This window comes from Pseudomonas sp. Emmai (assembly GCF_055179735.1).
This window is the reverse complement of sequence record NZ_CM143685.1, coordinates 2,356,200-2,381,254: the sequence shown is the minus strand read 5'-3', so window position 1 is coordinate 2,381,254 and position 25,055 is coordinate 2,356,200. Positions and strand designations below refer to the sequence as shown.

Here is a 25,055-nt window from a genome sequence, read left to right as displayed (position 1 = left end):
GGGCCTGGGGCGACGCTTTTTTTTGCAAGGTGTTTAGCGATGAATGAAACCACAGTCGGCCCGTTGGCCTGGGTGAACGGTAGCGATGCCCCGGAAAAATCCGCGATCAACGTAGGATTCATGGCCCTGAGCGACTGCGCCTCGGTGGTGGTCGCCGCCACCCAGGGTTTCGCCCAACCCTATGGCCTGACCCTCAACCTCAAGCGCCAGTCATCCTGGGCCAACCTGCGGGACAAACTGGTCAGCGGCGAACTCGACGCCGCCCACAGCCTCTACGGCCTGATCTACGCCGTGCACCTGGGCATCGGCGGCGTTGCCCCCACCGACATGGCCGTGCTGATGGGCCTGAACCAGAACGGCCAGAGCATCAACCTGTCCCACGGCTTGCAAGCGCTGGGCGTGACCGGTCCTGAAGCACTGCACCGGCACGTGCACCAAACTCGTCCAAAACTGACGTTCGCCCAGACCTTCCCGACCGGCACCCATGCCATGTGGCTGTATTACTGGCTGGCGAGCCAGGGCATTCATCCGTTGCAGGATGTCGACAGCGTGGTGGTGCCACCGCCGCAAATGGTCGCGCACCTGCAAGCCGGGCGGATTGACGGTTTCTGCGTCGGCGAGCCGTGGTGCGCCAGCGCGGTTAAACAGGATCTCGGGTTTACCATTTCGACGACCCAGACCATTTGGCCCGACCACCCGGAAAAAGTCCTTGGCTGCACCCGCGCCTTTGTCGAGCAATTCCCCAACACCGCCCGGGCGCTGGTGATGGCGATCCTCGAAGCCAGCCGTTTCATTGAGGAAAGCCCCGAAAACCGCCGCAGTACCGCACAGTTGTTGAGCGCGCCCGAGTACCTCGATGCGCCGCTGGATTGCATCGAACCGCGTCTGCTGGGGGATTACGCCGATGGCCTGGGCCATCGCTGGCAAGACCCGCACGCTCTGCGCTTCCATGGTGGCGGCGAGGTCAATTTGCCTTACCTGTCCGACGGCATGTGGTTCATGACCCAGTTCCGCCGTTGGGGTTTGCTGCGTGAAGATCCGGATTACCTCGGCGTCGCGCGCAAGGTCCAGCAATTGGATCTCTATCGCGAGGCGGCGACGGCAGTCGGCGTTGCGGCCTGGGGTCAGGAGATGCGCAGCAGTCAGTTGATCGACGGCAAAGTCTGGGACGGCTCAGACCCGGCCGGCTATGCCCGAGGCTTCACACTGCACGCCATGAGCGACAGCTCGCCATTGCTCGCCAGCCGCTGACGGGAGACTGCGAATATGTTGCGTATCCTGCTGATCAACGACACGGCCAAGAAAGTCGGACGACTGAAAGCCGCCCTGACCGAGGCCGGGTTCGAGGTGATCGACGAATCCGGCCTGACCATCGACCTGCCCGCGCGCGTCGAAACGGTGCGCCCGGACGTGATCCTGATCGATACCGAGTCACCGAGCCGCGATGTGATGGAGCAAGTGGTATTGGTCACGCGTGATCAACCCCGGCCCATCGTGATGTTCACCGACGAACACGACCCCGGTGTGATGCGCCAGGCGATCAAGTCCGGGGTCAGTGCCTACATCGTCGAAGGCATTCACGCACAACGCTTGCAGCCGATTCTCGACGTGGCCATGGCCCGTTTCGAAAGCGACCAGGCCCTGCGCGCCCAGCTTCATGCACGGGATCAGCAACTGGCCGAGCGTAAGCGCATTGAACTGGCGAAAGGCTTGTTGATGAGGATGAAGGACTGCGGCGAGGAAGAGGCCTACACCCTGATGCGGCGCCAGGCCATGAGCCGCCAGCAGAAGTTGATTCAGGTGGCGGAGCAGATTATTGCCATGAGTGAATTGCTCGGCTGAAGGACGCCTTCGCGGGCAAGCCTCGCTCCTACAGGGTTTGTGTCGTTCACAGCATTTGAATTCGCCGAAGTCCTGTAGGAGCGAGGCTTGCCCGCGAATGGCCGCGACTCGGTCCCGGCTGTTGGCACAGATCTCGCTAAGTAATCTGTACAGGTAACCAACGGCGGTTGCCCCACCTACGACAAAGACGTCGCTCACCTCATTCGCCCATGGCGGATCCGGTGGCGGCGTTTTTTCGTTTTGGCCCCAGAGACTGGGGCCGGTGGTGCGGCCGTGGCGGCGCCCCACCTGCAAGCTCATGACTCCTTCTCGAGACGCTTAACAGCTGAGGTGCGCGATGAATTCAAGCTTCTGGAAATCCGGCCATACCCCGACATTGTTTGCGGCCTTCCTCTATTTCGACCTGAGCTTCATGGTCTGGTACCTGCTCGGCCCACTGGCGGTGCAGATCGCCGCCGACCTGCACCTGACCACCCAACAGCGCGGGATGGTGGTGGCCACGCCAATTCTGGCCGGCGCGGTGTTGCGCTTTGTGATGGGCCTGCTGGCGGATCGCCTGTCACCGAAAACCGCCGGCATCATCGGCCAGGTCATCGTGATCTGTGCACTGTTTGGTGCCTGGAAACTCGGGATCCACAGCTACGAACAGGCGCTGGTGCTCGGCCTGTTCCTCGGCATGGCCGGGGCGTCCTTCGCCGTCGCCTTGCCGCTGGCGTCGCAATGGTATCCGCCGCAGCATCAAGGCAAGGCCATGGGCATCGCCGGGGCCGGTAACTCGGGCACGGTTCTCGCGGCGCTGATCGCCCCGGTGCTGGCGGCCGCGTTCGGCTGGAGCAACGTGTTCGGCTTCGCCCTGATCCCGTTGATCCTGACCCTGATCGTGTTCGCCTGGCTGGCGAAAAACGCTCCGGAACGGCCGAAAGCCAAGTCCATGGCCGACTACCTCAAGGCCCTTGGCGACCGTGACAGTTGGTGGTTCATGTTTTTCTACAGCGTGACCTTCGGTGGCTTCATTGGCCTGGCCAGCGCCCTGCCCGGCTATTTCAACGACCAATATGGCCTGAGCCCGGTCACCGCCGGTTACTACACCGCCGCCTGCGTGTTCGGCGGCAGTTTGATGCGGCCATTAGGCGGCGCTTTGGCGGATCGTTTTGGCGGCATTCGCACCTTGCTGGGCATGTACACGGTGGCGGCGATCTGCATTGCGGCCGTCGGGTTCAATTTGCCGAGTTCCTACGCGGCATTGGCACTTTTCGTCTGCACCATGCTCGGGTTGGGGGCCGGTAACGGCGCGGTGTTCCAACTGGTGCCACAGCGTTTTCGTCGGGAGATCGGCGTGATGACCGGGTTGATCGGCATGGCCGGCGGCATCGGCGGCTTCGCCCTCGCGGCGGGCATGGGCGCAATCAAGCAGAGCACCGGCAGCTATCAACTGGCCTTGTGGTTGTTCGCCAGCCTTGGCGTGCTGGCCTGGTTCGGTTTGTACGGTGTGAAACGCCGCTGGAGAACCACCTGGGGTTCGGCCGCCGTCACGGCGGCGCGGGTCTGAGGCTTCCATGAGCCTGCAACTGAGCTTCGCCGAAGCCAGCGCCATCGGCCCCCGCGCGGAAAATCAGGACGCCCTGCGCCTGGTCACTCCGGCCCCGGCGCTGGCGGCGAGCAAGGGTTATCTGTTTGCCATCGCCGACGGTGTCAGCCAATGCCCCGACGGCGGCCTCGCCGCCCGTTCGACCTTGCAGGCATTGGCGCTGGACTACTACGCCACCCCGGAAACCTGGGGCGTGGCCCAGGCACTGGATCGCCTGTTATCCGCACAGAATCGCTGGTTACAGGCTAACGGCGGTGGGCAGCCGCTGCTCACCACCGTCAGTGCTTTGGTCATGCGCGGCAGGCGTTTTACCTTGGCTCATGTGGGAGATTGTCGGGTGTATCGCTGGCACGCCGATCAGTTGCAGCGGATCAGCGAGGATCACGTCTGGGATCAGCAAGGCATGCAACATGTGCTCAAACGCGCCCTCGGCCTGGATCAGCATCTGGTACTGGATTTTCTCGATGGCGAACTTCGTCTGGATGAGCGTTTCGTACTGCTCAGCGATGGGGTCTGGGCGGTGCTGGGCGAAACCGCCATTGCGGCGATTCTGCGCGACCAACCCGATCTTGATAGCGCCGCCAAGACCCTGGTCAACGCCGCGCACCTGGCCGGCAGCCAGGACAACGCCAGCGCCTTGCTGGTGCGGGTCGATGCCCTCGGTGAAACAAGCATTGGCGATGCGTTGATTCATCTGCAGCAATGGCCCCTGCCGCCCGCGCTGAAACCGGGACAATCCTTTGAAGGCTGGCAGGTGGAATGCCTTCTTGGGCAGAGCCAGCAATCGCTGCTGTATCGGGTGCGGGACGGGCAACAACAACCCTGGCTGTTGAAAACCCTGCCCGGGCATTTGCACGACGATCACCTGGCCGGGCAGGCATTGCTGTCGGAGGAATGGTTTCTCAAACGGGTGGCCGGGCGGCATTTTCCTGAAGTCCATGCCGCCAGTCAGCGTCAGCATTTGTACTACGTGATGCGGGAATATTCGGGGCAGACCCTGGCTGATTTGCAGGGTCGAACCGGGCCGCTGCCTCTGCCCCAATGGCTGGATGTGGCCGAGCGCCTATTGCGGGCGGTTGGGATGCTGCATCGACGACAGATCCTGCATCGCGACATCAAGCAGGAGAACTTGCTGCTGGGGGACGACGGTGAGCTGCGCTTGCTGGACTTCGGCCTCGCCTACTGCCCCGGCCTTTCCGAAGACCAGCCCTCCGCCCTGCCGGGCACGCCGAGCCATATCGCGCCGGAAGCGTTTCACGGGGTTGCGCCAACGCCGCAACAGGATTTGTATGCGGTCGGCGTGACCCTGTATTTCCTGCTGACCGGGCATTATCCCTATGGTGAAATCGAAGCCTTTCAGCGCCCGCGCTTTGGTGTGCCGGTCAGTGCCAGTCGCTATCGGCCGGACCTGCCGGAGTGGATCGCGTTGAGTCTGGAGCGGTCGGTCGCGGTTGATCCGCAGCAGCGTTTTGAAACGGCGGAAGAATGGTTGTTGTTGCTGGAACAGGGGGAGCGGCGGAGTTTGAGTGTGCGTCCCCGGCCATTGCTGGAGCGTGAGCCGTTGAAGGTTTGGCGGACATTGGCGCTGATGTCGTTGGGGATGAATGTGCTGTTGCTGGTTCTGGCATTGCACTCATCCTGACTCGATCCCTCGCCACACGTTTCATTTGCCCCAGGACCGGGCGATTCGCCTCGAATCGGTGCACAAATATAGATTTTGATCCTGCCCCCCCATCATGAGCCCGGCCAAACTAAGCCTTGAACGACTTGGCACAACCACTGCATTACCTTTCCCACCATACATATAGCCCAGCCTTCAACGACGAAGGTTGTGCTTCCCGAGAGAACGGGACCAGGACAAAGGCGTCCTCGCTAGGCAACTAGCGGGACGCCTTTTTTTGTTTGCGCGAAATTTGTCGAGCACGACCTGAAAGCCCTGATGAGGCGAGTCTGAGCTCCCGGAGAACCTGATGAAAAAACTAAAACTGGTGATGATCGGCAACGGCATGGCCGGGGTTCGTACCCTGGAGGAACTGCTCAAGCTGAGCAACGAGCTGTACGACATCACAGTCTTCGGCGCCGAACCCCACACCAACTACAATCGCATCCTGCTCTCGCCGGTGCTGGCTGGTGAACAGACCTTCGAAGAGATCGTGCTCAACGATCTCGACTGGTACCTGAGCAACAACATCAAATTGCTGCTCAACCGCAAAGTGGTGGAGATCGACCGGATCAAGCGCCGGGTGATCGCCGAGGACGGCACCGAAGCCGAGTACGATCGCCTGCTGATCGCCACCGGTTCGACCCCGTTCATCCTGCCGATCCCCGGCAACACCTTGCACGGCGTGATCGGCTACCGCGACATCGCCGACACCCAGGCAATGATCAACACCGCGAAAACCCACAAGCACGCCGTGGTGATCGGCGGCGGCCTGCTGGGCCTGGAAGCCGCCAATGGCCTGATGTTACGCGGCATGCACGTCACCGTGGTGCACATCGGCGAATGGTTGATGGAACGGCAACTGGACAAAACCAGCGGCCAATTGCTGCAAACCGCTCTCGAAGCCCGTGGCCTGCATTTTCGCCTCTGCGAACAGACCCAGGCCCTGCACGATGCCGGCAATGGCCGGGTCGGCTCGGTGCAGTTCAAGAACGGCGACATCATTCCCGCCGACCTGGTGGTGATGGCCGCCGGGATTCGCCCCAACACCGAACTCGCGGAAAAATCCGGCATCCCGTGCAACCGCGGCATTCTGGTCAACGACACCCTGCAAACCTACGACCCGCGCATCTATGCGATCGGTGAATGCGCCAGCCACCGTGGCATCGCCTACGGCCTGGTCGCGCCGTTGTTCGAACAGGCCAAGGTCTGCGCCAACCACCTCGCACAGCTGGGCTTCGCCACCTACAAAGGCTCGGTGACCTCGACCAAATTGAAAGTCACCGGCATCGACCTGTTCTCCGCCGGCGACTTCATGGGCGGCGAAGGCACCGAGACCATCACCCTGTCCGACCCGATCGGTGGGGTCTACAAAAAACTGGTGATCAAGGATGACGTGCTGGTCGGCGCCTGTCTGTACGGCGATACGGCAGATGGCGGTTGGTATTTCCGACAAATCCGTGAGAATCACGCCATCGGTGAGATCCGCGATCACCTGATGTTTGGCGAAAACGCACTCGGCGACGTAGGACATCAGGGCCAGGACAAAGCCATGAGCATGGCCGACACCGCCGAAGTCTGCGGCTGCAACGGCGTGTGCAAAGGCACCATCGTCAAGGCGATTCAGGAACATGGGTTGTTCAGCGTCGACGACGTAAAAAAACACACCAAGGCTGCCAGTTCCTGCGGTTCCTGCGCTGGCCTCGTCGAGCAGATCCTGATCAACACCGTCGGCGGCGCAGCGGACGTCAAACCGAAAAGCGAAAAAGCCATCTGCGGCTGCAGCGACCTCAATCACGGGCAGATTCGCCAGGCCATCCGCGAACAACATCTGCTGACCATCGCCACCACCATGAGCTACCTGAACTGGCGCACACCCAACGGCTGCGCCACCTGCCGCCCGGCGCTCAACTATTACCTGATTTCCACCTGGCCAGGCGAAGCCAAGGACGACCCGCAATCGCGGCTGATCAACGAACGGGCCCACGCCAACATTCAGAAAGACGGCACCTACTCGGTGGTCCCGCGGATGTGGGGCGGTGTGACCAATCCGTCGGAGTTACGGCGGATTGCCGACGTCGCCGACAAGTACAACGTGCCAATGGTCAAGGTCACCGGCGGCCAGCGCATCGACTTGCTGGGGATCAAGAAGCAGGACCTGCCGGGGGTCTGGAAAGACCTGGACATGCCGTCCGGCCACGCCTACGGCAAATCCATCCGCACCGTGAAAACCTGCGTCGGCAGTGAGTTTTGCCGCTTCGGTACGCAGAATTCGACGCAACTGGGCATCGAACTCGAGCACGACCTGTTCAACATGTGGTCGCCACACAAAGTGAAACTGGCCGTCTCCGGTTGCCCGCGCAACTGTTCGGAAGCGGGGATCAAGGACGTCGGAATTATCGGCGTGGACTCGGGCTGGGAGATGTACATCGGCGGTAACGGCGGGATCAAGACCGAAGTCGCCGAATTCTTCGTCAAGCTGAAAACCGCGGAAGAAGTGCGCGAATACAACGGCGCTTTCCTACAGCTGTATCGGGAGGAAGCTTTCTACCTCGAACGCACCGTGCACTACCTGCAACGGGTCGGCATGGAACACATCAAGAAAGCCGTGCTGGAAGACCCGGAACGGCGCAAGGCACTGAATGATCGCCTGCAATTTTCCCTGTCGTTCGAACAGGACCCGTGGAAAGAACGCCTGGAACAGCCGCTGCTGAAAAAGGAATTCGACGTCATCCCCGTAAAAAACCTGGAGGTGCTGGCATGAACTGGCTGGATATCTGCGCACTGGAAGAGATCAATACCCTCGGCTCGCGGATCATCGCCGGGCCGAAAGGTGACATCGCGATTTTTCGTACCAGCGACGATGAGGTTTTCGCACTCGATGACCGCTGCCCGCACAAGGGCGGGCCGTTGTCCCAGGGCTTGATCTACGGCAAACGCGTCGCCTGCCCGTTACACAACTGGCAGATCGACCTGCAAAGCGGTGAAGCCCAGGCGCCGGATGTTGGCTGCGCCCATCACCATCCGGCGCGGGTGGAAAATGGCCGGGTGCTGCTGTCGCTGCGGGATGCAGGCTGATGAACCGCCAAATCACCGCCTCGACCTGCTGCTACTGCGGGGTCGGTTGCGGTGTGCTGATCGAGCATGACGGCGAGCGTATCCTTGGCGTCAGCGGCGATCCGGCGCACCCGGCCAACTTCGGCAAATTGTGCAGCAAAGGTTCCACCCTGCACCTGACCGGCGACCTCGCCGCCCGGGCGCTGTACCCGGAACTGCGCCTGGGCAAAGGCCTGGCCCGTGGCCGCACCGACTGGGACACCGCCCTCGATCACGCCGCCCATGTGTTTGCCCAAACCATCGCCGAACACGGCCCGGACAGCGTGGCGTTCTACATCTCCGGGCAGTTGCTGACCGAGGACTACTACGCCTTCAACAAACTGGCGCGGGCGCTGGTGGGCACTAACAACATCGATAGCAATTCACGGCTGTGCATGTCGTCGGCAGTGGTCGGCTACAAGCGCAGCCTGGGCGCCGATGCGCCGCCGTGCAGCTACGAAGACCTGGAGCTGAGCGATTGCGTGATGATCGTCGGCAGTAACATGGCCTACGCCCACCCGGTCCTGTTCCGACGCCTGGAAGAGGCCAAATCCCGTCGCCCGCTGATGAAAGTCATCGTCATCGACCCACGTCGTACCGACACTTGCGATCTGGCCGACCTGCACCTGGCGATTTTGCCGGGCACCGATGTCGCGTTGTTCCATGGGATTTTGCACCTGCTGTTGTGGGAAGACTGGGTCGATCGCGACTTCATCAAGGCCCACACCGAAGGCCTGGCGGAGCTGAAAAACCTGGTACGTGATTACACCCCGCAAATGGTTTCGCAACTGTGCGGGATTGGCATTGAGCAACTGCAGCAGTGCGCCGAATGGGTCGGCACTTCGCCGAGCTTTCTGTCGCTGTGGTGCATGGGGCTGAATCAATCCACCGCTGGCAGCGCGAAGAACAGCGCACTGATCAATCTGCACTTGGCCACCGGGCAAATCGGTCGTCCCGGCGCAGGACCTTTCTCCCTGACCGGTCAGCCGAATGCCATGGGCGGGCGGGAAACCGGCAGTTTGTCGAACCTGCTGCCCGGCCATCGTGAAGCCGCCAATGCCGAGCACCGAGCCGAAGTGGCGACGTACTGGGGGGTTGAACAACTGCCCGAAAACACCGGGCTTACGGCAATCGAGTTGTTCGAACAGGTGCGCAGTGGCCAGATCAAGGCGCTGTGGATCGCCTGCACCAACCCCGCGCAATCCTTGCCGGACCAGACGGCCGTACGCGCAGCGTTGGAGGCCTGCCCGTTCGTGGTGTTGCAGGAAGCCTTTCGCACCACCGAAACCGCGGCGTTCGCCGACCTGCTACTGCCCGCCGCGAGCTGGGGGGAGAAGGACGGCACGGTGACCAATTCCGAGCGGCGAATTTCCCACGTCCGCCAGGCCATTCGCCCACCCGGTGAAGCGCGGTCGGATTGGGCAATCACAGTGGATTTCGCACAACGCCTGGAGAAACGTCTGCGTCCTGCACAACCGGGTCTGTTTGCCTTTGATACGGCGGCCCAGGTATTCGATGAGTACAAGCAACTGACCCAAGGCCGGGATCTGGACTTGTCCGGCATCAGCCACGCGCTGCTGGATCGGCTCGGTCCGCAGCAATGGCCCTTCCCCACCGGCGCCAGCGAAGGCACGGCGCGGCTGTACCTGGACGGGGTCTTCCCGACCGCCAGCGGTCGTGCGCAGTTCATCGCCGACCCGTACCGTGCCGCCAAGGAGCAGCGCGATGCGCGTTTCCCGCTGACCTTGATCACCGGCCGCCTGCGCGATCAATGGCACGGCATGAGCCGCACCGGCACCGCCGCGCAATTGTTCGGTCATGTCAGCGAAGCCGTGTTGAGCCTGCACCCGGATGAACTGCGCCGGCATCGACTGCAACCCGGTGATCTGGTCAGCCTGAAAAGCCGTCGTGGCGCGGTGATCGTGGCCGTCGGCAGTGACGACAGCGTGCGTCCGGGGCAGGCGTTTCTGCCCATGCATTGGGGCGACCGTTTTCTCAAGGGTGGCGTCAATGGGATCACTCAGCCGGCGTTCGACCCCTTGTCGAAACAACCGGAACTCAAACACAGCGGCGTGCGCCTGGAACCGGTGCAACTGCCCTGGCACCTTTTCGCCTTGATCGAGGGCGATGTTCAACAACATTTCGAGACGCTACGCCCCCTCTGTGAGGCGTTTTCCTACGTCAGCCTCAGTCTGGCCGGCCGTGAGCGCCCGGCGCTGCTGATACGCGCTGCCAGCGCCACGCCGCCCGATGCGCAATTGCTGCGTGATATCGATCAGTGTCTTGGGCTTAACGACGGGCCTGTTTTGGCTTACGACGATCCTCGGCGCGCCATCGGCAAACGGGTGCGCATCGAGAACGGCCGGATCACCGCGATTCGCCTGGCGGGTGAAACCCTCGCCCAGCACTGGCTGCAAAGCTTGTGGCTCGAAGGTCGGGCCGACGAGCAATTGCGGCGTTGGCTGTTGGCGCCACTGAGCGCGCCACCGGGCAACGTCGACGCGCCGGCCGCCGGCCACAAAACCCTGTGCAACTGCAAAAACGTCAGCCAAAGCGCGGTCTGCGCCGGCATCAGCCGTGGCCTGGATCTGCAGGGCCTGAAACAAGAACTGGGCTGTGGCACGCAATGCGGTTCCTGCGTCCCGGAAATCAAGCGTCTGCTGGCTGCCACTGCGCAGCCAGTCGCCGTTATCTCGTGAGGAAAATACGATGAGCGCAAAAGTCTGGCTGGTGGGTGCGGGTCCCGGCGACCCTGAATTACTGACCCTCAAAGCGGTTCGGGCCTTGAGGGAAGCGGATGTGGTGCTGATCGATGACCTGGTCAACGAAGCAGTGCTGGAGCACTGCCCGGGTGCGCGGATCATTGCGGTTGGCAAGCGCGGCGGCTGTCGCTCGACGCCTCAGGCCTTCATTCATCGGTTGATGCTGCGTTATGCCCGCCACGGCAAGTGCGTGGTGCGACTCAAGGGCGGTGATCCATGTATTTTTGGCCGAGGCGGCGAAGAAGCGCAGTGGCTGCGCGAGCGCGGGGTGGAGGTCGAGTTGGTCAATGGCATCACCGCCGGACTGGCGGGGGCGACGCAATGTGATATCCCCTTGACCCTGCGCGGCGTGGCACGCGGCGTGACACTGGTCACCGCCCACACTCAGGACGACAGCAGCCTGAACTGGCGAGCCTTGGCCCAGGGTGGCACGACACTGGTGATTTACATGGGCGTGGCGAAGCTGAGTGAGATCCGCGAGCAACTGCTGGCCGGTGGCATGGCAGCGGATACGCCGGTGGCGATGATTGAAAACGCTTCACTGCCACAGCAGCGCGAATGTCGGAGCGATCTGACAGCCATGGAAGAGGATGCCCACAGCTTCGAGCTCAAGAGCCCAGCGATACTGGTGATTGGTGCGGTGGCGGCCGCTGATCAGATCAAAAGATCGCAGCCTTTGGCAGCTCCTGCATGGGTTCGGCATACCGCTCTGTAGGAGCTGGCGCAGGCTGCGATCTTTTAAAAGCGACGACGAACCCAAGCGGAAACTCAAATCGCAGGCAAAGAAAAGCCCGGCCTAAGCCGGGCTTTTCAGAGCTGCAGGCTAATTACTTAGCTTGAGCTTCAACCTGCGCTTCTACGCGACGGTTTACAGCGCGACCAGCTTCAGTTTTGTTGTCAGCAACTGGGCGGGATTCGCCGTAGCCAACAGACTGAACGCGGGACGCTTCAACACCGTACTGGTTGGTCAGAACTTGTTTCACGGCGTTTGCACGACGCTCGGACAGTTTCTGGTTGTAAGCGTCAGGACCGACGGAGTCAGTGTGACCTTCAACAGTAGTGGTGGTGGATGGGTACTGTTTCATGAAATCAGCGAGGTTTTTGATGTCGCCGTAGCTGTTAGGCTTGACTACCGACTTGTCGAAGTCGAATTTCACGTCCAGCTCAACACGAACAACTTCAGCAACTGCTGGGCAGCCGTCAGCGTCAACAGTTACGTTGGCTGGGGTGTCCGGGCACTTGTCAACGTTGTCGCAAACGCCATCGTTGTCGCTGTCGGAGCAGACTTCAGCTGGTGCTGGAACTGGAGCAGCAGCAGGCTTGGAGCCGCCACCGAAGTTCACACCGATACCGACGCTTGGAGCCCACTCGGTGTCGCCCTGGTCGATGTTGTACTGAGCTTCAACGCCGGCACGAGCGTAGAAGTTGTCAGTGAAGTACAGCTTGGCACCGCCGCCAACGTTGGCGAAGGTGGAACGGTTACGACCGCCGGAGCCGTTCTGACCGATGCTCTGATCGGAGAAGCCAGCCGATACGTACGGACGCAGCATGTCGCCCGGGTTGTTGAAGTGGTACAGAGCGTCCAGAGCGGTGTTGGCGCCCTTGATGTTACGGCCGTCGTCGGAACGCACGTTGTGCACTTCGTCGTAGCCCAGACGCAGTTCAACGTCGTCGGTCAGGAAGTAACCAACCGAACCGCCGAACAGGTTGCCGTTGTTCTTGAAGTTACGAGCGCTGTCGAATTGTTCTTTCTTAGCGAAGCCTTCGATTTCAACTGCGCCTTGGCCTTGTGCCAGCGCGCCGAACGAAGTAGCGGCAATAAGAGAACCAATGGCAAAGCCCAAGGTGTTTTTCAGTTTCATCCGTTAAATCCCCATCTGGTGATTGTGAAGCAGTCCCGCAAACCGGGGGACAACTCGGCGGCAAGTCTATCAGAACTTGCCTACACGTAAGAGATATTTGCGCTGAACTAAGTTTCAGCAACGCCCGCAAATTTCTCACGCAATTTATCTAGAGCACGTTTGTAACGCATTTTTGTCGCACTCAAGCCCATATGCATGATGTCTGCGATCTCCTGAAACTCCAGCTCTGCGACAAATCGTAGCACCAGAATTTCACGGTCAATCGGGTTCACATACACCAGCCAGCGATCAAGTCCACCCTTATCCTCGGGTTTCGGCGCCTTTTCTTCAGACGCTTCCTCGAGGGGGTCCAGACTCAACGCGTCCATCAAGCGACGCTTTCGCCGTTCTTTCCGATACTGTGTGATGCATTCGTTGTACGTGATGCTGTATAGCCACGTCTTGAACTTCGATTTACCCTCGAAGTTCTTCAGGCCGTACAACACCTTCAACATCACTTCCTGACAGACATCGTCTGCGTCGCGATCGTTCCCAAGATACCGCGCACAGACGTTAAATAATGTTCGTTGGTAACGCCGCATCAGTTCTTCATAGGCGCGTGTTACGTGAAACAGCTCGGTATGCGAGCGCGCGACCAACTCCTCATCAGAGAGCTCGCGGGGGTCGTAGCGCGTGGAGAGCGATTGAGCTTTATTCAAAACAAGTCGGGCCGACAGTCAGGTCAATGTCCGCCGCAGCCCTTACAGGGCACTTTGCGGCGGCATACATTAGCAGGGTTTGCCGGGTTAGCGGCTACTCACATGCTGCTCCAGGAGGATCCGATTGGAGAGAGAGACTAGCTCACCCTCGTCGGTCAGCAATGTGGTTTTAACCGTGCCGATCTCTTCGATCTGACCTTCGACCTCGCCAACACGCACTTGTTGCCCAACCTGATACAACTCACGCACATAGATTCCCGCAAGAATCTGACCGGCAATTTCCCGGCTTCCCAAGCCCATGGCCAGCGCAACCGCCAGACCAACGGTAATCAAAACGATCACAATCACATGGTTGAGCAGGTCAGTTTTGACCTCCAACTGGCTGATCGCAACCGAGAGGCTGATGATAATCACCAGGCCTTGGGCAATCCGCCCCAGGCCCGACGCGTAATCCAGCCCTACCCCTTCTGCCGCCCCGCGCACCAGCCCATTGGCCAATTGCGCCAGCAACACCCCCACCAACAACACCAGCGCGGCACCAAATACTTTCGGCAAATACAGCGCAAGCATATCCAGCGTAGCTGAAACTCGCTCAAGCCCAAGGGATTCTGCGGCAGAAACCAGGAAAATAAGCAAAACAAACCAATAAACGATTTTGCCGATCAGGGTTGAAATAGGCACCTGAAGCCCGGCACGGGACAGTAACTTGGTCAAACCGGTGCCGCCCATCAGGCGGTCAAGGCCCAGTTTGGCGAGCAATTTGGAGAGCAAGGTGTCCAGAAGCTTGGCGACGACAAAACCCAGCAGTAGGACAACCAGTGCCCCGAAGAGGTTCGGAATAAAATTCGCAATCTTGGTCCACAACGCAGTCATTGCTGTGACGAGGCTCTGAGTCCAGAGATCAAGTTCCATATTCAATCAGCCTTATCAGCAGTGCGAACGGTAGGTTTACGGTGGCGGGAGACCGGCGCGACGTGGGCCGATCCATTGTTCAAGGCAATCATCAGCGCGGGCAGCCAGCGGCCCAGCAGGCTGAACAGATCGCCGGCGCCGACCTGCCGGTTGGCGGTTTTCAGGACACGGCCAAGGCACGCATCGTCGTCCCGAGTGGACGGAGATGCCTTGAGCATGTCACGCAAAGACTGTTCAAACGGATCGTGCATACGCACCTCTCGTGATGTCTGTGAAAGACGCGATCAATTTTGCCCGGGTCACATGGCTCATCATCACACCCAGCGCAAACGTCGGAATAACCACCACTGCCCGAGCGCCACCGACACCATCATCAGGCACGCAATCAGGAACCCATAAGGGCTGGCGGAGAACGGAATGCCACCGACGTTTATCCCCAAAAGACCGGTCAGAAAACTCATCGGCAAAAAGATCCCGGTGATGATCCCGAAGCGGTACATCGTGCGGTTCATGCGCACGCTCAAACGCCGGTCTTCGGCCTCCAGGACCAGCCCCACCCGCTCCCGGGTCAATTCCAGCTCCTCGAGATAGCGGGTCAGACTGTTGTTCAATTCGTTCCAGTAATCGCCGTCATCTTCGACAAACCAGGGCAGTTTTATCCGCGTCAGTTGTCCGAAAATATCCCGCTGCGGGGCCAGAAAACGTTTCAGCCCGGCCGCCCTGCGACGGATCTGCAAAATGGAACCATGCTCGGGTGTATACCGTTCGTCGGCATCCAGTTTTTCTTCTTCCTCATCGACCACTTCCGAGAGGCAAGCGACCAGATCCTGCACCTTGTTGGTGAGGTTCTGAGCCATATAAAGGATGAGTTCGGAGGCGGTTTTCGGCCCCTTTCCTTCCGCGAGCTGCACCAGCAACTCATCGGTGGCGCGCAACGGACGCAAACGCAGAGAAATCACCCGCTGGGCCGAAGCGAAGATGCGCACCGAAACCATATCCTCAGGCTCGGCGTCAGGATTGAGGTTCACACCGCGCAAAAATAGCAGCAGCTCGCTGTCGGAAAGCTGTAGAAGACGCGGACGGGTGTTTTCTTCAAGCAGCAGATCGCAGGTGAATTCACTCAGACCGCTGGATTTACGCAGCCAGGTCTGGGTTTGGGGGTGACTGCGATCCCAATGCAGCCACAGGCTCTCATGGGCCTGCAGCTGCAATTCGTCGAGTTCAGTCCGGGCTATCGAACGCGCACCACCTTTTCCATCCAGCACCAGGGCATGCACCAGCCCCCACTGCGCGTTTTCTTCCTCGAACATCCTCACTCCATGCTTGCCACGAAAATGTGCATCGACGCGTTATTCAGGCATCTTCAGCGGGCTTGGCGAGATGATCACGCCGTTGTTGTCCGCATAAATGTAATGGCCTGGATGGAAGGTCACGCCGGCGAAGGTCACCGGAACGTTAATGTCACCAAGCCCGCGCCTGTCGGACTTTCTCGGATGACTCGCGAGGGCCTGCACACCCAGATCGGTCTGCGCAAGGATATCGACGTCGCGGATGCACCCGTAGATCACCAGCCCTGCCCAACCGTTTTTCGAGGCTTTCTCGGCCAGCATGTCACCCAGCAACGCATGACGCAGGGAACCGCCACCGTCGACCACCAACACCTTGCCGTCACCCTGGAGTTCGACTTGCTCTTTAACCCGCGAGTTGTCTTCGAAGCACTTGATGGTCACGATTTCGCCGCCGAAGGAATCACGGCCGCCGAAATTGCTGAACATCGGTTCCAGCACCTGTACCAGTTCTGGATAGGCGTCGCACAGGTCAGGCGTAACGTAATGGTTCATCGAGAAACTCCTGTAAAGAGGAAGACAATCGAGGATGTCGCAAAGTGACCAAAAAAGCTCAATGCGTCATATCTTAGCCGCAAGCCGACCGGAGCGAAATGCCCTTGTTAGAGCACTGGGCTCAGACCGCCGTGGCCAAATCCGGCTTTTCGCCCAACAACGGCGTCTGTTGATCGGCCAGCCAGCGCGCGACCAATGGCCAGACTTCGGCTTGGGCGGCTTTGCTGATCAGCATTTCAACGTGACCGAAATTGTCACTGAAACCCTGCTCGCGCCCCAGGTTGAGGAACTGCTTGTGCTCGGAACCGAGCTGATCAAACAGCTTGCGGCAAGCCCAGGCCGGGTCTTGATGGTCGCCGGCCGCGCTCACGGCCAATACCGGCAGCTCAACTTCGGCCAGACCCGCCCACCAATCCTTGTCGGCATCGCCAAAGCGTCCGAACAGGCCATACCAGCGCATGCTTTCCAGGGCCAGGCCGATCGGCTCGTCCTCCGGGCCGCGCTTGAGCCGTGAACCGGACAACTGGGCAAAGCGCTTGAGAATAAAGCGCCCGCTCCACTCCACCGGCGGAATCTTCAACGGCCAGTAGGTACGGCTGACCTGCGTGCCAAAAAACGCCGCCGAGGCCACCACCGGCTCGCCGATGTACTGACCGCCCAACGCGGCGGCCAGGGTAATTCCGCCAAGGGAATGACCGATCCAGTGCGGGACTTGGCCACTTTGCTCGCGCACGAATGCACCAATGGCCGGCAGATCGTAACGGGCGTAGTCCGAGACGCGGTTCTTGCGGTAGTTCTGGTTGCGCTGGGACAAGCCGTGACCGCGCATCTCCGGGATCCACACATCGAATCCCAGGCGCGTCAGATAGGCGCCCAGACCCAGGCCTTTGGGGGAAAACCAGAACCGGCGATTGGAAAAGCTGCCGTGCAGCAAAATCACCGGAACGCCGCGCGTGTCCGGGCCGTCCGCCATGCCCAGGCGTGTCACTGCCAGCTCGACGGTGCCGTCGGGGCTGTTGCCGGGTTTCAATCGATACACGTCTTCGCTCAGATCGCCGCGCCGCTCGGCGCTGATCAGGGCGACAGGAAATAGGTTGCTGCTGCTTTGCATAATGCTCTTGCACAAAAAAGGGCGGCATCCAGAGGAGCCCGCCCTACTTCAATCTCAAAAAACGGCTACCCCTTGTAGGCGCACAGCTTGCTGGCGATGGCGATTTTGAAGATGCCATCGCGGGCAAGCCACGCTCCTACAGGGAGCGGTCGTTCACACACCATCAGGCCGAAGCTTGACCTTCTGCCAGGAAGAACCAGGTTTCCAGTACGGAATCGGGGTTCAGCGAAACGCTTTCGATGCCCTGTTCCATCAGCCATTTGGCCAGGTCCGGGTGATCCGAAGGACCCTGACCGCAGATGCCGATGTACTTGCCCGCCTTGTTACAGGCCTGGATAGCATTGGCCAGCAGCTTCTTGACCGCCGGATTACGCTCGTCGAACAGGTGAGCGATGATCCCGGAGTCACGGTCCAGGCCCAAGGTCAGCTGGGTCAGGTCGTTGGAGCCGATGGAGAAGCCGTCGAAGAATTCGAGGAACTCTTCAGCCAGGATCGCGTTGGACGGCAGTTCGCACATCATGATGATGCGCAGGCCGTTTTCGCCGCGCTTCAGACCATTCTCTGCCAACAAGTCGATAACCTGGCTCGCTTCGCCCAGGGTACGGACGAACGGCACCATGATTTCAACGTTGGTCAGGCCCATCTCGTTGCGCACGCGTTTCAGCGCACGGCATTCGAGTTCGAAGCAATCGCGGAATGCTTCGCTGATGTAACGCGAGGCACCACGGAAGCCCAGCATCGGGTTTTCTTCTTCCGGCTCGTAGAGTTTGCCGCCAATCAGGTTCGCGTATTCGTTGGACTTGAAGTCCGACAGACGCACGATGACCTTTTTCGGGGTAAACGCCGCAGCCAGGGTGCTGATGCCTTCGACCAGTTTGTCGACATAGAAGCCAACCGGATCGTCGTAACCGGCGATGCGCTTGTCGACGCTGTCCTTGATGTCCTGCGGCAGGCCGTCGTAGTTCAACAGCGCTTTGGGGTGAACACCGATCATGCGGTTGATGATGAACTCCAGGCGGGCCAGGCCCACACCGGCGTTCGGCAGTTGCGCGAAGTCGAATGCACGATCCGGGTTGCCGACGTTCATCATGATCTTGAACGGCAGATCAGGCATGGCGTCCACGGAGTTTTTCTTGATGTCGAAGCCCAGTTCGCCTTCGAAGATGTAACCGGTGTCGCCTTCGGCGCAGGAAACGGTCACGCCCTGGCCGTCTTTCAACAGCTGGGTGGCGTTGCCGCAACCGACCACGGCCGGAATGCCCAGCTCACGGGCGATGATCGCCGCGTGGCAGGTACGACCGCCACGGTTGGTGACGATGGCACTGGCGCGCTTCATGACCGGTTCCCAGTCCGGGTCGGTCATGTCGGATACAAGAACGTCGCCTGGCTGGACTTTGTCCATCTCGGACACGTCCTTGATGATGCGGACCTTGCCGGCGCCGATGCGCTGGCCAATGGCGCGACCTTCCACCAGCACGGTGCCGGTTTCTTTCAACAGGTAACGTTCCATGACGTTGGCCTGGGTACGGCTCTTCACGGTTTCAGGACGGGCCTGAACGATGTAGAGCTTGCCGTCGTCGCCGTCCTTGGCCCATTCGATGTCCATCGGGCACTTGTAGTGCTTCTCGATGATCATCGCCTGCTTGGCCAGTTCGCTGACTTCGGCATCGGTCAGGCAGAAACGCGCGCGATCAGCCTTGTCCACGTCGATGGTCTTGACCGACTTGCCGGCCGTGGCCACTTCGCCGTAGATCATCTTGATGGCTTTGCTGCCCAGGTTGCGGCGCAGGATCGCCGGACGACCGGCTTCAAGGGTTTGCTTGTGGACGTAGAATTCGTCCGGGTTCACCGCGCCTTGTACGACGGTTTCGCCCAGGCCGTAGGCGCCGGTGATGAACACCACGTCACGGAAGCCCGATTCGGTATCGAGGGTGAACATAACGCCGGCGGTGCCGGTTTCGGAGCGGACCATGCGCTGCACACCGGCCGACAGGGCCACCAGCTTGTGATCGAAGCCCTGGTGGACGCGGTAGGAAATGGCGCGGTCGTTGAAGAGGGAGGCAAACACCTCTTTGGCGGCGCGAATGACGTTTTCGACACCACGGATGTTCAGGAAGGTTTCCTGCTGACCGGCGAAGGAAGCGTCCGGCAGGTCTTCGGCGGTAGCGGAAGAACGCACGGCCACGGCCATGTCAGGGTTGCCGGCCGACAGCGTGGCGAACGCGGTGCGGATCTCGGCGTTGAGTTTCTCGGGGAATTCGGCTTCCATGATCCATTTGCGGATCTGGGCGCCGGTCTTGGCCAGGGCGTTGACATCGTCGACGTCCAGGGCGTCGAGCGCGGCATGGATCTGATCGTTCAGGCCGCTCAGTTCCAGAAAATCACGATAAGCCTGAGCTGTCGTGGCGAAGCCACCGGGCACCGATACACCGGCACCTGCAAGGTTACTGATCATCTCGCCCAGGGATGCGTTCTTGCCCCCTACGTGCTCTACATCATGGACGCCGAGCTTATCGAGGGAAACTACGTACTCTACCAAGGTGATCTCTCCACTAACTGTGTTGGAAAAGCTCAGAAGCCGGCGGCTCGGGGGAGCATTGACCGGCTATATGGCCTGGACCTGGAAAATAAGTGAGAATGCGGGCCACTGGCGGCCGACAAATCGCGCCTATCATATCCAAGATTCGTTATTAGCTTAAGGCCCAAGGTGCAAATGAAACGATCTGCTTTCTTCATCTCCGATGGCACCGGCATTACAGCCGAAACCCTGGGTCAAAGCCTCTTGGCGCAGTTCGAAAACATTACCTTCAGCAAATTCACGCGGCCGTACATCGACAACGTCGATAAAGCGCGGGCCATGGTACAACAAATCAACAAGGCCGCCGAAACCGACGGTTTTCGGCCGATCATCTTCGACACCATCGTCAATCAAGACATCCGTGAGATCCTCGCAACGTCCAATGGTTTCATGATCGACATTTTCTCGACCTTCCTGGCGCCCCTTGAACAGGAACTGACCGAGCATTCTTCCTACACCGTCGGCAAGTCCCACTCCATTGGCAGCAGCACCAATTACATGGAACGGATCGAGGCGGTGAACTTCGCCCTCGACAACGACGACGGTGCGCGCACGCATTATTACGACAAGGCCGACCTGATCCTGGTGGGCGTGTCGCGGTGTGGCAAGACGCCGACGTGCCTGTACATGGCCATGCAATTCGGCATCCGCGCGGCCAACTACCCGCTGACCGAAGACGATATGGAACGCCTGACCCTGCCCGCCGCCCTGCGCGCCCACCAGCACAAGCTGTTCGGCTTGACCATCGACCCGGACCGCCTCACCGCGATCCGCAACGAGCGCAAGCCCAATAGCCGCTATTCGAGCTATGCCCAGTGCGAGTTCGAAGTGCGTGAAGTGGAGAATCTGTTTCGCCGGGAGAACATTCCCCACATCAATTCCACGCATTTTTCGGTGGAAGAGATTTCGGCGAAGATCCTCGTGGAGAAAGGGGTTGAGCGGCGGTTCAAGTAGCCCTTCAGCGCCTGTGAGGGCGCCTTCGCGGGCAAGCCTCGCTCCTACAGGAGCACGGCTTGCCCGCGATGAACGATTACACGGTTTCTGTTAATGCCCCCGCCAACGCTTCAAACCCCTGCAGCAACAACCGATCATCCCCCACCGAATTACACACACTCGCCCGAATAAACTGCGGCACCGCGCCATGCCCCACCGCAAACGCCTCGGCAGTCGCCACCAGATAATTCTTCTCCCTGAGCTCCGCCGCAATCTGCGACGCCCGCCATGGCTCTGGCACTTCGAGCCAGAAGTGTGGGCTATCGGGGTGGGTCTTGTAACTGACCTCTTTTAACACCCCGCTGACCCAGCGCTTGCGCCGATTGATTTCGGCAATCTGCTGCCCCAGCAACTGTTCGGCGATACCGTTTTCAATCCACGCCGTCGCCACTTCCATCGACAGCGGATTGGCCATCCAGCACGTCCCGCGCAGCGCGGCACTCAATCTTCCGATCAACGGCAGCGGCGCGTGCAGATAACCGACCCGCAAACCCGCCGAAACCCCCTTGCTCAAACTGCCGATCAGCACCGAACGCTCCGGCGCGAAATGGCTCAGCGGCAACGGTCGTTGTTGCGCCAGAACCGCATGGGCTTCGTCTTCGATGATCAGCAGGTTGTGCTGGCGACAGATCTCGGCAATCGCCTCGCGCCGTGGCACCGACATGACCGCCGCCGTAGGATTCTGGATCGTCGGCGTGCAGTACAACGCCGATATCCGATGATGCTGGCAAACGTCCGACAGCGCCTCGGGCAACAGTCCTTCGTCATCCATGCCGACCCCGATCAGCTTGATGCCGAGCATGCGTGCGACGCTGATCAGTCCGGGGTAGGTCAAATGCTCGGTCACCAAGGTGTCGCCAGGCTTGAGCAGCGCCATCAACACACAGAGCAAGCCGTGCTGACCACCATTGACGCAAATGACCTGCTCGGCGTTCGGAACGAATTCCTGGTGCCGTAACCAGTGAGCACCCGCCGCACGGTGGCGAGGCAATCCGCAATCGGCCGTATAGCCGCTGAGCAACTGCAAGGTGTTCGGATCACTGGCCATGGCCTGCAGGCTCTGACTCATAAAGTCAGCTTCCTGCCCCGGGATCGGCTGATTCCGACTCATATCGAAGAATGGCTGCGGCTCTTCGCTGACATTGCGAAAGCCAGCATCCCGCGGCCGTTCCATCCCCCTCTGACGCACATAAGTGCCATCTCCTACACGGGCCACCACCAGCCCTACCCGTTCCAGCTCGCCATATGCGCGGCTGATGGTGCCGATGGTCACGCCCAGACTGTCCGCCAACAAACGGTGGGGCGGCAGTTTGCTGCCGGGCTCGATCAAGCCTTCGCCAATGCTTTTTTCCAGGGCTTCGGCCAGGCGCTTGTACTTCACGCCGCGCCCTTCAGCCAAGCCGACCCGCAGGATTGACACCGTGGCAATACTTACTTTGACAGTCATTTCCATCCCGAATAGCGTGTTTAAAACAGGTTCAATCAGGGATAGACCTTTTCCGTTATCAGGTCAATTGCGACGACCAGAGGAGCACGACCATGTCGATTGCCATCAGCACGCCGTCCATCGCGGGAAAACCCTGGTTGGCGGGGTTAATCACCAGCACTTTGTTCCTGATCGTGTGCTTGAGTTGGGGCACCACGTGGCTGGGGATCAAGATCGCCGTCGAAAGCGTGCCGCCCCTGACCGCCGCCGGCCTGCGCTTTCTGATCGCGTTCCCGCTGTTTTTGAGTTTCGCCTTACTGCGTCGCGAGCCGCTGCTGTTTCCACGGCAGAGTCGCTGGTTTTTCGTGTTCGTCACGCTGTCGTATTTCAGCCTGCCGTATTACTTGCTCAACTACGGCGAACTGCATGTCTCGTCGGGGCTGACGGCGCTGCTGTTCAGTTGCATGCCGGTGTTCATCCTGATTTTTTCCGCGGTGTTCCTGCGAGAGAAAATCTACCCTTCGCAGGTGGTGGGCATCGCGATTGGCTTTGGCAGCTTGTTCATGATCATCCGCAGCCAAGGCCTGCACCTGGACCATGCCGAGTTCTTCGGGGTGCTGGCGATTCTGGCGGCAGCGGTGATGCATGCGCTGTGTTACGTGATTACCAAGAAATACGGCGCGGCGATCAGCGTGATCACTTACAACACGCTACCCATCGGCCTCGCGGGTCTGATGCTGTTTGTGGCGGGGCTGGGCGTTGAGACGCCGGTGTTCGGCGACATCACCGCACGCTCGTGGGGTGCCCTGCTCTACCTGGGGCTGGTGGCATCGGTGGGCGGGTTTATCGTTTACTTTTTGCTGCTCAAGCGCCTGAGCCCGATCATTTTGTCGTTCGTGTTTATTATTTTTCCGGTGTTCGCGGTGGTGATTGGCGCGTGGTACGAGGGGCAGAGCCTGTCGCGGGAATTGATGGGGTATTCGGCGGTGCTGCTGGCGGGGTTTGCCATTACCAAATTGCCGGTCGAGAAATGGCTCAATCGCTGAGCACATCACCCCCTCTTCTGTAGGAGCATGGCTTGCCCGCGATGGCGATCTCGAGGACGCCATCGCGGGCAAGCCTTGCTCCTACAGAACGAGGGTGTGTCAGATCACGAACTGGTCGACGAAGCGATTGACCGGGGTGGCTTCCAGTGCAGCCTGATCCTTGCACAACGCAAAGATCTCATTACTGCGCTGCGCGGTGAACCGCGTCGCCAGGTTGGCCTTGAACTTGTCCTCCAACAACGGAATGCCATCGGCACGGCGACGACGATGGCCGATCGGGTATTCGACCACCACGTTCTCAGTGCTGGAGCCATCCTTGAAAAACACCTGGATCGCGTTGGCGATGGAGCGCTTGTCGGCTTCCAGGTATTCACGGGTAAAACGCGGCTCTTCAACGATGATCATTTTCTCGCGCAGCACGTCGATGATCGGGTGCGCGGCGTGGAAGTCGTCTTCGTATTGCTCGGCCACCAGATTGCCGAACGCCAGCGGCACGGCGGTCATGTACTGAATGCAATGGTCGCGGTCGGCGGCATTGGCCAGCGGGCCGACCTTGGAAATGATGCGGATCGCCGATTCGTGGGTGGTGATGACGATCTTGTCGATTTCGTGCAGGCGATTGCGCACCTGCGGATGCAGGGTGACGGCCGCTTCGCAGGCAGTCTGCGCGTGGAATTCGGCGGGGAAACTGATCTTGAACAGCACGTTTTCCATCACGTAGCTGCCGTATGTGCGCGAGAAACTGAACGCGCGTTTGTCGTCGGGTTTGAGCGCCAGATCGTTGTTGGTGTGGCTGAACAACACGTCGTAGAAGCCCCACTGCTTGGCCGTCAGCACACCGGGGATGCCCATCTCGCCACGCATCGCGATGTCCGCCAGACGCACGCCCCGGCTGGAGGCATCACCTGCCGCCCAGGATTTGCGCGAGCCGGCGTTCGGCGCATGCCGATAGGTACGCAGCGCCTGGCCATCGGCAAACGCGTGGGACAGCGCCGACAACAACTGCTCACGATTGGCGCCCATGAGTTTGGCGGTAACGGCGGTCGAGGCGACTTTCACCAGCAACACGTGATCGAGTCCTACGCGGTTGAAGGAGTTTTCCAGCGCGATGACGCCTTGAATCTCGTGGGCCATGATCATCGCTTCCAGCACCGCGCGAATGGTCAGCGGCGCGTCGCCATTGGCCAGGCGTTTTTGCGAGAGGTGGTCGGCCACCGCGAGAATCCCGCCGAGGTTATCCGACGGATGACCCCACTCGGCGGCGAGCCAGGTGTCGTTGTAGTCGAGCCAGCGCACGATGCAGCCGATGTCCCATGCGGCTTTGACCGGATCGAGACGAAAAGGCGTGCCGGGGACACGGGCACCGAACGGCACGACGGTGCCTTCGACGATCGGGCCCAAGTGTTTGGTGCATTCGGGAAAGCGCAGGGCCAGCAGGCCACAGCCGAGGGTGTCCATCAGGCAGTTGCGGGCGGTGTCGAGTGCTTCGGTGGACTCGATTTTGAAGGTGAGGACGTAGTCGGCAATGTCCTGCAGGACCGTGTCGTAGTCGGGGCGGTTGTTCTGGTCGACGTTGGTGCTCATGTTCGATTCACTCTTGCAGTGGTTCGTTGATGGGACCTCGGTTCAGGGCAAATCTC

Annotated in this window: 20 protein-coding genes; 10 read left to right on the top strand and 10 right to left on the bottom strand. The window is 60.2% G+C overall.

All coding sequences use genetic code 11. The annotated features are described in order from the left end of the window. Positions 1-39: 39 nt before the first annotated feature. The 8 genes from ACY4LX_RS10845 to cobA all read left to right on the top strand — a co-directional run bounded on the left by ACY4LX_RS10845 (position 40) and on the right by cobA (position 11,663). The gene (locus ACY4LX_RS10845; RefSeq protein WP_463259872.1) at positions 40-1,251 is read left to right on the top strand and encodes a CmpA/NrtA family ABC transporter substrate-binding protein; all 1,212 of its coding nucleotides are present in this window, start codon (positions 40-42) and stop codon (positions 1,249-1,251) included. Positions 1,252-1,266: 15 nt separating this feature from the next. Further along, positions 1,267-1,842 (top strand): ANTAR domain-containing response regulator, encoded by a 576-nt coding sequence (locus ACY4LX_RS10840; protein ID WP_463259871.1) that lies wholly within the window; start codon positions 1,267-1,269, stop codon positions 1,840-1,842. A gap of 337 nt (positions 1,843-2,179) precedes the next feature. Further along, the gene (locus ACY4LX_RS10835) at positions 2,180-3,391 is read left to right on the top strand and encodes a nitrate/nitrite transporter (protein WP_149660575.1); all 1,212 of its coding nucleotides are present in this window, start codon (positions 2,180-2,182) and stop codon (positions 3,389-3,391) included. 7 nt (positions 3,392-3,398) lie between these two features. Continuing rightward, positions 3,399-5,072 carry a protein kinase domain-containing protein gene (locus ACY4LX_RS10830; RefSeq protein WP_463259870.1) on the top strand — a complete coding sequence of 558 codons (1,674 nt, stop codon included), beginning with the start codon at positions 3,399-3,401 and terminating at the stop codon, positions 5,070-5,072. Positions 5,073-5,400: 328 nt separating this feature from the next. Next, entirely contained in the window at positions 5,401-7,854 is a 2,454-nt protein-coding gene (nirB, locus tag ACY4LX_RS10825; protein ID WP_463259869.1) for a nitrite reductase large subunit NirB, read from the top strand. Further along, the gene (nirD, locus tag ACY4LX_RS10820; protein ID WP_149660578.1) at positions 7,851-8,168 is read left to right on the top strand and encodes a nitrite reductase small subunit NirD; all 318 of its coding nucleotides are present in this window, start codon (positions 7,851-7,853) and stop codon (positions 8,166-8,168) included. The genes nirB and nirD overlap by 4 nt, the downstream gene beginning before the upstream one ends. Beyond that, positions 8,168-10,885, top strand: a complete 2,718-nt coding sequence (locus ACY4LX_RS10815) for a nitrate reductase (RefSeq protein ID WP_463259868.1) — start codon at positions 8,168-8,170, stop codon at positions 10,883-10,885. The genes nirD and ACY4LX_RS10815 overlap by 1 nt, the downstream gene beginning before the upstream one ends. Positions 10,886-10,895: 10 nt before the next feature. After that, positions 10,896-11,663 carry a uroporphyrinogen-III C-methyltransferase gene (gene cobA, locus ACY4LX_RS10810; RefSeq protein ID WP_463259867.1) on the top strand — a complete coding sequence of 256 codons (768 nt, stop codon included), beginning with the start codon at positions 10,896-10,898 and terminating at the stop codon, positions 11,661-11,663. 112 nt (positions 11,664-11,775) lie between these two features. Here cobA and ACY4LX_RS10805 read toward each other — a convergent pair whose 3' ends face one another. From ACY4LX_RS10805 to ppsA, 8 genes are all read right to left on the bottom strand, one after another. Continuing rightward, complete coding sequence (locus tag ACY4LX_RS10805; protein WP_463259866.1) at positions 11,776-12,810, bottom strand: OmpA family protein; 1,035 nt, start codon at positions 12,808-12,810, stop codon at positions 11,776-11,778. Positions 12,811-12,917: 107 nt separating this feature from the next. Next, positions 12,918-13,508, bottom strand: coding sequence for an RNA polymerase sigma factor SigX (sigX, locus tag ACY4LX_RS10800; protein ID WP_054054007.1), 591 nt, complete (start codon positions 13,506-13,508; stop codon positions 12,918-12,920). Between the two features lie 87 nt (positions 13,509-13,595). Then, complete coding sequence (locus tag ACY4LX_RS10795) at positions 13,596-14,420, bottom strand: mechanosensitive ion channel family protein (protein ID WP_149660582.1); 825 nt, start codon at positions 14,418-14,420, stop codon at positions 13,596-13,598. 2 nt (positions 14,421-14,422) lie between these two features. Further along, positions 14,423-14,671 carry a hypothetical protein gene (locus tag ACY4LX_RS10790; RefSeq protein WP_008146303.1) on the bottom strand — a complete coding sequence of 83 codons (249 nt, stop codon included), beginning with the start codon at positions 14,669-14,671 and terminating at the stop codon, positions 14,423-14,425. Positions 14,672-14,734: 63 nt separating this feature from the next. Continuing rightward, positions 14,735-15,730 carry a zinc transporter ZntB gene (locus ACY4LX_RS10785; protein WP_463259865.1) on the bottom strand — a complete coding sequence of 332 codons (996 nt, stop codon included), beginning with the start codon at positions 15,728-15,730 and terminating at the stop codon, positions 14,735-14,737. 39 nt (positions 15,731-15,769) lie between these two features. After that, the gene (gene rraA, locus ACY4LX_RS10780) at positions 15,770-16,261 is read right to left on the bottom strand and encodes a ribonuclease E activity regulator RraA (RefSeq protein ID WP_123512128.1); all 492 of its coding nucleotides are present in this window, start codon (positions 16,259-16,261) and stop codon (positions 15,770-15,772) included. Between the two features lie 121 nt (positions 16,262-16,382). After that, positions 16,383-17,372: an alpha/beta fold hydrolase gene (locus tag ACY4LX_RS10775; RefSeq protein WP_463259864.1), complete on the bottom strand. Its 990-nt coding sequence runs from the start codon at positions 17,370-17,372 to the stop codon at positions 16,383-16,385. A gap of 163 nt (positions 17,373-17,535) precedes the next feature. Beyond that, on the bottom strand, positions 17,536-19,911 hold the full coding sequence (gene ppsA / locus ACY4LX_RS10770; protein ID WP_463259863.1) for a phosphoenolpyruvate synthase: 2,376 nt from the start codon (positions 19,909-19,911) through the stop codon (positions 17,536-17,538). Between the two features lie 174 nt (positions 19,912-20,085). Between ppsA and ppsR the strand changes: the two genes are divergently transcribed. Continuing rightward, positions 20,086-20,904, top strand: coding sequence for a posphoenolpyruvate synthetase regulatory kinase/phosphorylase PpsR (gene ppsR / locus ACY4LX_RS10765; protein ID WP_133836694.1), 819 nt, complete (start codon positions 20,086-20,088; stop codon positions 20,902-20,904). A gap of 76 nt (positions 20,905-20,980) precedes the next feature. Here ppsR and ACY4LX_RS10760 read toward each other — a convergent pair whose 3' ends face one another. Beyond that, positions 20,981-22,390, bottom strand: coding sequence for an aminotransferase-like domain-containing protein (locus tag ACY4LX_RS10760; protein WP_463259862.1), 1,410 nt, complete (start codon positions 22,388-22,390; stop codon positions 20,981-20,983). A gap of 137 nt (positions 22,391-22,527) precedes the next feature. Here ACY4LX_RS10760 and ACY4LX_RS10755 point away from each other — a divergent pair, with 137 nt between their 5' ends. Next, on the top strand, positions 22,528-23,415 hold the full coding sequence (locus tag ACY4LX_RS10755) for a DMT family transporter (protein ID WP_463260579.1): 888 nt from the start codon (positions 22,528-22,530) through the stop codon (positions 23,413-23,415). Between the two features lie 99 nt (positions 23,416-23,514). Here the strand turns inward: ACY4LX_RS10755 and prpD are convergent, their stop codons facing one another. Continuing rightward, complete coding sequence (gene prpD / locus ACY4LX_RS10750) at positions 23,515-24,999, bottom strand: 2-methylcitrate dehydratase (RefSeq protein ID WP_463259861.1); 1,485 nt, start codon at positions 24,997-24,999, stop codon at positions 23,515-23,517. Between the last annotated feature and the right edge of the window lie 56 nt (positions 25,000-25,055).

What these genes read in the sequence shown, in the direction of transcription:
- ACY4LX_RS10845 (WP_463259872.1), top strand. Translation starts at nt 40, where the DNA reads ATGAATGAAACCACAGTCGGCCCGTTGGCCTGGGTGAACGGTAGCGAT.
- ACY4LX_RS10840 (WP_463259871.1), top strand. Translation starts at nt 1,267, where the DNA reads ATGTTGCGTATCCTGCTGATCAACGACACGGCCAAGAAAGTCGGACGA.
- ACY4LX_RS10835 (WP_149660575.1), top strand. Translation starts at nt 2,180, where the DNA reads ATGAATTCAAGCTTCTGGAAATCCGGCCATACCCCGACATTGTTTGCG.
- ACY4LX_RS10830 (WP_463259870.1), top strand. Translation starts at nt 3,399, where the DNA reads ATGAGCCTGCAACTGAGCTTCGCCGAAGCCAGCGCCATCGGCCCCCGC.
- nirB (WP_463259869.1), top strand. Translation starts at nt 5,401, where the DNA reads ATGAAAAAACTAAAACTGGTGATGATCGGCAACGGCATGGCCGGGGTT.
- nirD (WP_149660578.1), top strand. Translation starts at nt 7,851, where the DNA reads ATGAACTGGCTGGATATCTGCGCACTGGAAGAGATCAATACCCTCGGC.
- ACY4LX_RS10815 (WP_463259868.1), top strand. Translation starts at nt 8,168, where the DNA reads ATGAACCGCCAAATCACCGCCTCGACCTGCTGCTACTGCGGGGTCGGT.
- cobA (WP_463259867.1), top strand. Translation starts at nt 10,896, where the DNA reads ATGAGCGCAAAAGTCTGGCTGGTGGGTGCGGGTCCCGGCGACCCTGAA.
- ACY4LX_RS10805 (WP_463259866.1), bottom strand. Translation starts at nt 12,810, where the DNA reads ATGAAACTGAAAAACACCTTGGGCTTTGCCATTGGTTCTCTTATTGCC.
- ACY4LX_RS10795 (WP_149660582.1), bottom strand. Translation starts at nt 14,420, where the DNA reads ATGGAACTTGATCTCTGGACTCAGAGCCTCGTCACAGCAATGACTGCG.
- ACY4LX_RS10790 (WP_008146303.1), bottom strand. Translation starts at nt 14,671, where the DNA reads ATGCACGATCCGTTTGAACAGTCTTTGCGTGACATGCTCAAGGCATCT.
- ACY4LX_RS10785 (WP_463259865.1), bottom strand. Translation starts at nt 15,730, where the DNA reads ATGTTCGAGGAAGAAAACGCGCAGTGGGGGCTGGTGCATGCCCTGGTG.
- rraA (WP_123512128.1), bottom strand. Translation starts at nt 16,261, where the DNA reads ATGAACCATTACGTTACGCCTGACCTGTGCGACGCCTATCCAGAACTG.
- ACY4LX_RS10775 (WP_463259864.1), bottom strand. Translation starts at nt 17,372, where the DNA reads ATGCAAAGCAGCAGCAACCTATTTCCTGTCGCCCTGATCAGCGCCGAG.
- ppsR (WP_133836694.1), top strand. Translation starts at nt 20,086, where the DNA reads ATGAAACGATCTGCTTTCTTCATCTCCGATGGCACCGGCATTACAGCC.
- ACY4LX_RS10760 (WP_463259862.1), bottom strand. Translation starts at nt 22,390, where the DNA reads ATGACTGTCAAAGTAAGTATTGCCACGGTGTCAATCCTGCGGGTCGGC.
- prpD (WP_463259861.1), bottom strand. Translation starts at nt 24,999, where the DNA reads ATGAGCACCAACGTCGACCAGAACAACCGCCCCGACTACGACACGGTC.